The 274-nt window shown below is 43.8% G+C and carries 1 protein-coding gene; it reads right to left on the reverse strand.

The annotated features are described in order from the left end of the window. The coding region (locus tag FUA24_RS01175) for a zinc metallopeptidase (RefSeq protein ID WP_148539689.1) at positions 1 to 274 on the reverse strand (274 nt) is incomplete at both ends.

Genomic DNA, 274 nt, shown 5'->3' on the forward strand with positions numbered 1-274 from the left:
ACACAATGTTCTTATTTTGTAACCAAGCTAATGCACGGTTACTAGCATCATACTCTACAGGCAATGTAATAAAACTAAACACCGTTGCGAATCCCATCATAACCAATCCAGCCACAGCAACCCACCAGCCTAATCCTAAACCAGCAGCTCCACCAAGAATAAGTCCACCAATGACTAACCATTGAGACATTCCTGAACTTACACTCACCACCGGCACTAATGTAGATCGCATTTGCAACCAACTATAAGCTTGTGCATGCTGAACAGCGTGACC

The organism is Seonamhaeicola marinus (assembly GCF_008085455.1).